Annotated in this window: 3 protein-coding genes and 1 pseudogene; 1 reads left to right on the top strand and 3 read right to left on the bottom strand. The window is 36.4% G+C overall.

Going from position 1 to position 5,433, the window contains the following annotated elements:
* The first annotated feature begins 277 nt into the window (after nucleotides 1-277).
* Nucleotides 278-2,500: a CehA/McbA family metallohydrolase gene (locus Q0Q99_RS04990; RefSeq protein ID WP_293892347.1), complete on the top strand. Its 2,223-nt coding sequence runs from the start codon at nucleotides 278-280 to the stop codon at nucleotides 2,498-2,500.
* A gap of 24 nt (nucleotides 2,501-2,524) precedes the next feature.
* Here the strand turns inward: Q0Q99_RS04990 and Q0Q99_RS04995 are convergent, their stop codons facing one another.
* From Q0Q99_RS04995 to Q0Q99_RS05005, 3 genes and pseudogenes are all read right to left on the bottom strand, one after another.
* The gene (locus Q0Q99_RS04995; protein WP_293892350.1) at nucleotides 2,525-4,195 is read right to left on the bottom strand and encodes a sodium/sugar symporter; all 1,671 of its coding nucleotides are present in this window, start codon (nucleotides 4,193-4,195) and stop codon (nucleotides 2,525-2,527) included.
* 1 nt (nucleotide 4,196) lies between these two features.
* The gene (locus Q0Q99_RS05000; RefSeq protein WP_293892353.1) at nucleotides 4,197-5,249 is read right to left on the bottom strand and encodes a UDP-glucose--hexose-1-phosphate uridylyltransferase; all 1,053 of its coding nucleotides are present in this window, start codon (nucleotides 5,247-5,249) and stop codon (nucleotides 4,197-4,199) included.
* Between the two features lie 61 nt (nucleotides 5,250-5,310).
* A pseudogene (locus tag Q0Q99_RS05005) lies at nucleotides 5,311-5,433 on the bottom strand (IS982 family transposase); the annotation flags it as partial.

Consider the following 5,433-nt stretch of genomic DNA (forward strand, 5'->3'; position numbering starts at 1 on the left):
TTCTAAAACTCTAAAATAATTTTTTACTATATTTGACATAGATATTGGTTTGTTTGGCGACATCAAGATACTGAATTTCAGTATCTTGACCAATATCTAATCAATTTATTTTACTTCAAATAATTACACCCAACGGGTTAAAACCTAATATATTAAGGGACTTAGTTTGGCTTCCTTGTACAATATTTCTCAGAAAACAACTGTAATTAGATGGTTTTCACTTGTTTTTTTTAAAAGAGCGTTAATATTTTTATCTTGCGTGACCCACAATTTAAAAATGAGAAAGAAATATGCCCATCTAGCCATAATTTGTTTGTCTTATATTATTATTTTCCCAGTAATTGCTTTTTCAAATGGTTTATCATCCTTTGAACGTAATGAGAAGATAGTAAGTAATATTGACGCAAATTGTTTAGCTCCTGTTACTCAACCTACTGTTTTGAATTTTGTAAATACCACCAGTACTAGTTTTTTTTCTTCTTTTGTTGGAAACAATTCCGATGGTTATATAGCACTATTGAGTACTTCATCTACATTAACTTTTTTGCCTGTTAATGGTTCGGGATATGCTGTTGGTAGTATATTGGGGAATGCTACTGTGGTAAGTAATGGTTCATCCACCTCTTTTGGTGTTTATGGCTTGAATCCAAGTACTGTTTATTATATTTTTATATTTTCATATAATAATATAGGCTGTACAAATGGTCCGGCTTATAATATTACTTCACCTTTAAGTGGAAGTATTTCCACATCGGCTATACCTTCGGAATTGCCTACTGTTCAGCCTACTTCTTTGGTTTTTGGTGCTTCTACTGTAACAAGTATTTCAGGTTCTTTTACTAGTGTTGGATCTTATTTATATTTGGTATTGGTAAGTACATCGAATACCTTGTCTGCCGAACCTGTGGATCATTCAGATTATGTTGTTGGCAACAGTATTGGTAATGCCAAGGTTATTAGTGCGGGTTCTTCAACTTCATTTATTGGTACCGGACTCAATTCTAATAGTGTTTATTATATTTATGTTTTTTCATATACAACTCCATCTTGTAATTGTGGAAATATTTATAGGACTACTATCCCTTTAAAAGGGAGCATTGCGACTTTGAATCAGAATTGCACAATTCCATCCGTCCAACCTAGTGGTTTGGTTTTCAACAACCCGACCACTACAAGTGTTTCTGGGGCTTTTAGTGCTTGTGTCGCTGATGAATATTTGATTGTTTATAGTTTGTCCTCAAGTTTAAGTGCTCTTCCTGTTAACGGAAGCGTGTATAATAGCGGGAACACATTGGGTAATGCTACTGTGTTGAAAAGAGGTACAGAAACAAGTTTTAATGCCACTAATTTAACAAGTGGTTCAACCTACTATTTTACTATTTTTGCCTTAAATTGTTCTGGCGGGCCTATTTACAACACCTCTTTACCCTTGAAGGGGAGTGTTATTATCACTCCAACGACCTTAAATTTTTACTATGGGAATTTCCATTCACATAGTGAATATAGTGATGGTAAAGGATTGCCATCGGGTGATTTTACCTATGGTGATGCTGCTAATTGTATGGATTTTTTAGGTATAAGTGAGCACAACCATGTTAGTGCCGGAATGTCTTTAAATAATTGGAATTTAGGCCGTGCTCAGGCAACTTCTGCGACAACATCTACTTTTTTGGCGTTATATGGGATGGAATGGGGAGTAATTTCTACTGGTGGTCACGTAGTGGTGTATGGTGTTCCTAACTTGTTAGGCTGGGATTCAGGCCAGTATCAAACTTATGTAGCTCAAGGAGATTATAACGGAACTTCAGGATTATTTACTACTATTACTAATTTTGGTCCTAATGCTTTCGCTACATTAGCCCATCCTAATAATTCAGATTTTAATGGTATTATGAGTACTTATAGCGCTTCGGCAGATGACGCTATAGTGGGGACAGCAGTCGAAAATGGTCCATCGACTTCTACCAACACCACCTACTCCGATCCTCCGGCTTCAATGGCTTATTTGAGTTTCTATAGAAATATGTTGGCTGAAGGTTATCATTTAGGCCCAACTATTGATCATGATAATCATAATGTAACTCATGGTCATACTGCGACATCAAGAACCGTTGTATTAGCTTATTCTTTGACTGAAAGTGAAATATTAGGAGCTATGCGTCAAATGCATTTTTATGCTAGTGAAGACTGTTCAGCACAAGTTACTTTTAAAATTAACAATAATCCTTTAGGGAGTATAGTAACTGCATCTGGAGCACCAACAATTACTGTAACTACTAGCGGTTCTAATCCGATTACTTCATTAAAAATATATTCGGGAGTTCCGGGTAGTGGCACAAATGCAACTGTTTTGACTAGTACAACAACCGGGTCAATAAGTTACACGCATACTGCTTTGAGTAATTCAAGTACACGCTACTATTATATAGATATTACTGAGTCGGATGGTAAAAGAATTATTACTTCTCCTATTTGGTATACTCGAAATGATGCACCATAAATATAAAGTATCAGGGACTTTCCTCTACCAGAACACAGTGTATAAAGCAGCTAAAACCGACACAATAATCAGCATTCCAACAATAAAACTTGGCAACATTCGGAACATCGTTTTATCCACTTCCAATCCGTTTGGTTTTACACCTTTTTTGTTTTCATAGATGCTGATAAAATACATTCCGATAACACAAATCAGGAACACAAATCCCATACGGTCAATAAACGGAATTTCGTAAATGCCATCCACATTTGGAACCGAAAAGCCCATCGGATTCAAGAATGATAAATCAACAAAAGCTGGCATAAATTTGAAAACAATCGAGAAAAGGAATCCACCAATCGTAGCAAACAAAGCCGCGTTAGAAGTTGTTTTCTTCCAAAAGAATCCAAGAATAAACATTGCAAATACACCCGGACTTACAAAGCCTGTATATTCCTGAATGTATTGAAATCCACCTTTTTTATCTATGCCTAAAAATGGCGCGACCCCAATAGCAACAATCAATGCGGTTATAATAGTTACTTTTCCAATTTTTACTAGTTTTTTTTCATCGGCAGCAACATTCAGTTTGGTTTTATAAATATCCAGCGTGAAAATAGTCGCTATACTATTGGCTTTTCCGGCTAACGAAGCCACAATTGCGGCAGTCAAAGCAGCAAACGACAATCCTTTTAAGCCAACAGGTAAGAGGTTAAGCAAAATTGGATATGCCCTGTCAGGATTCACACTGCCGTCCTGTAACATTTCCGTATGAAAATGCCCGTTTTGATATAAAACAAACGCCGCAATTCCGGGTAAAACAACAATAACCGGCATTAATAATTTTAAAAAAGCAGCGAATAAAATTCCGCCACGTGCTGTTTTTAAATCGGCTCCTAAAGCTCTTTGCGTAATGTATTGGTTGCAACCCCAATAATTCAGGTTGATAATTAACATTCCGCCAATCAAAACAGAAAGTCCCGGCAAGTCCATATAATTCGGATTCGACTTCTCAAAAATCATATGAAAATGTTCATTGGCATGCGTTGTCATCAGATTAAATCCGTTGATAACTCCGGTTGAACCAAATTCGGTGGCAACCAAATTCAAAGCCAGATAAGTCGTTACCAATCCGCCCAAAATCAAAAAGAAAACCTGAATCACATCGGTATAACCAATAACTTTCATCCCGCCAAGGGAAATCATTAAGGCAAATAACGCCAGGAACATCATGCAGAAAGTAATATTCAATCCTGAAATACTGCTAATCGCCAAAGCACCTAAATATAAAATAGAAGTCAGATTCACCAATACGTAAAGCAACAGCCAAAACACCGCCATAATCATCGCCACATTGCTGTTATATCGCTTATTGAGGTATTGTGGCATCGTGAAAATTTTGTTCTTCAGATAAACAGGCATAAAAAACACAGCAACAATTACTAAGGTTGCGGCTGCCATCCATTCATAAGTTGCAATCGCCAATCCCATTTTAAAACCGCTTCCGCTCATACCAATAAATTGCTCGGCGCTAATGTTGCTCGCAATTAACGATGCGCCAATTGCCCACCAGGTAAGAGATCCTTCGGCCAGGAAATAATCCTGACTGCTGGTTTGTGCCTTCTTTTTTCGATTGTAAATCCAAAATCCATATCCTACGATGATTACGAAATAAAGAAAGAAAACGATGTAATCTTTGGTTGCTAAGGTTTGCATATCAATTGGTTTTGGTTTTATAATGTTGGTTTGGTAAGTCTCTTAAAAATTTGGCACTTTGCTCCGGAGAAATGTCACGTTGTGCTTCGCCTAGCATTTCGTAGCCGACCATAAATTTTTTCACAGTAGCACTTCGCAATAACGGCGGATAAAAGTGCATATGAAAATGCCATTCCGGATGTGAAATGCCGTCAGTTGGTGTTTGATGAATTCCGGCGGAATAAGGAAAAGAGGTTTCGAAAAGATTGTCGTATTTGACAGTGATTAATTTAATGATTTCTGCAAAAGATTGAGTTTCTTCACTAGTCATTTCAGTTATATTTCCAAAATGCCTTTTGCTGATAATCATTGTTTCATAAGGCCAGGTTGCCCAGAACGGAACAATTACAACATAATGATTATTTTGTAAAACAATGCGATCTTCTTTTTTTAATTCCGTTTCCAAATAATCTTTCAGTAAGCTAGAGTTGTTTTTTTCATAATAAACTTGAAGATTTTTTTGTGTTTTTTCCACCTGGGTTGGCAAAGAGGATTGGGCCCAAATCTGCCCATGCGGATGAGGATTACTGCAACCCATTACACTGCCTTTGTTTTCAAAAATCTGAACGTAGTTGATATATTCATGATTTCCCAATTCGATGTATTGTTCGCGCCAGGTTTGCACTATTTTTTCAACATCCGAAACTTCCATTTCAGGTAAAGTTAGATTGTGTTTTGGTGAAAAACAAACAACTTTGTTGATGCCTCTTTCGGGCTTTAATTTGAATAAAGAATTGTTTTTATTTTCATAATTAACTTCTTCTTTCAGCAAAGCCGAAAAGTCATTTTCAAAAACATAACAATCAGTATATTCAGGATTTTTTACGCCATTGGCACGAACATTTCCCGGGCATAAATAACAACTTGCGTCGTGCTCAGGACGGTTATCTTCCGGCAGCGTTTCCTTTTGGCCCTGCCAAGGTCGTTTATTGCGATGCGGCGAAACCAAAATCCATTCGTCAAGCAACGGATTATAGCGGCGGTGCGGATGTTCGTTGTTATTGAATTGTTGCATTATTAAAAATTAATTTCAAATTTTAAACCATTAAGAGATTAAGGTAACCCGTTGGGTGTAATTAAATTGTTTGATTTTTAATATTGTTTATTGGTCTGTCAAATATGAATTTATTGATATACTGAACCAATGTTAATGCTGTTATTTTTGCTAAAATTCTTGTTTTAAAACCTTCAAAAGTTTT

The organism is Flavobacterium sp. (assembly GCF_025352425.1).
Lineage (GTDB): Bacteria > Bacteroidota > Bacteroidia > Flavobacteriales > Flavobacteriaceae > Flavobacterium.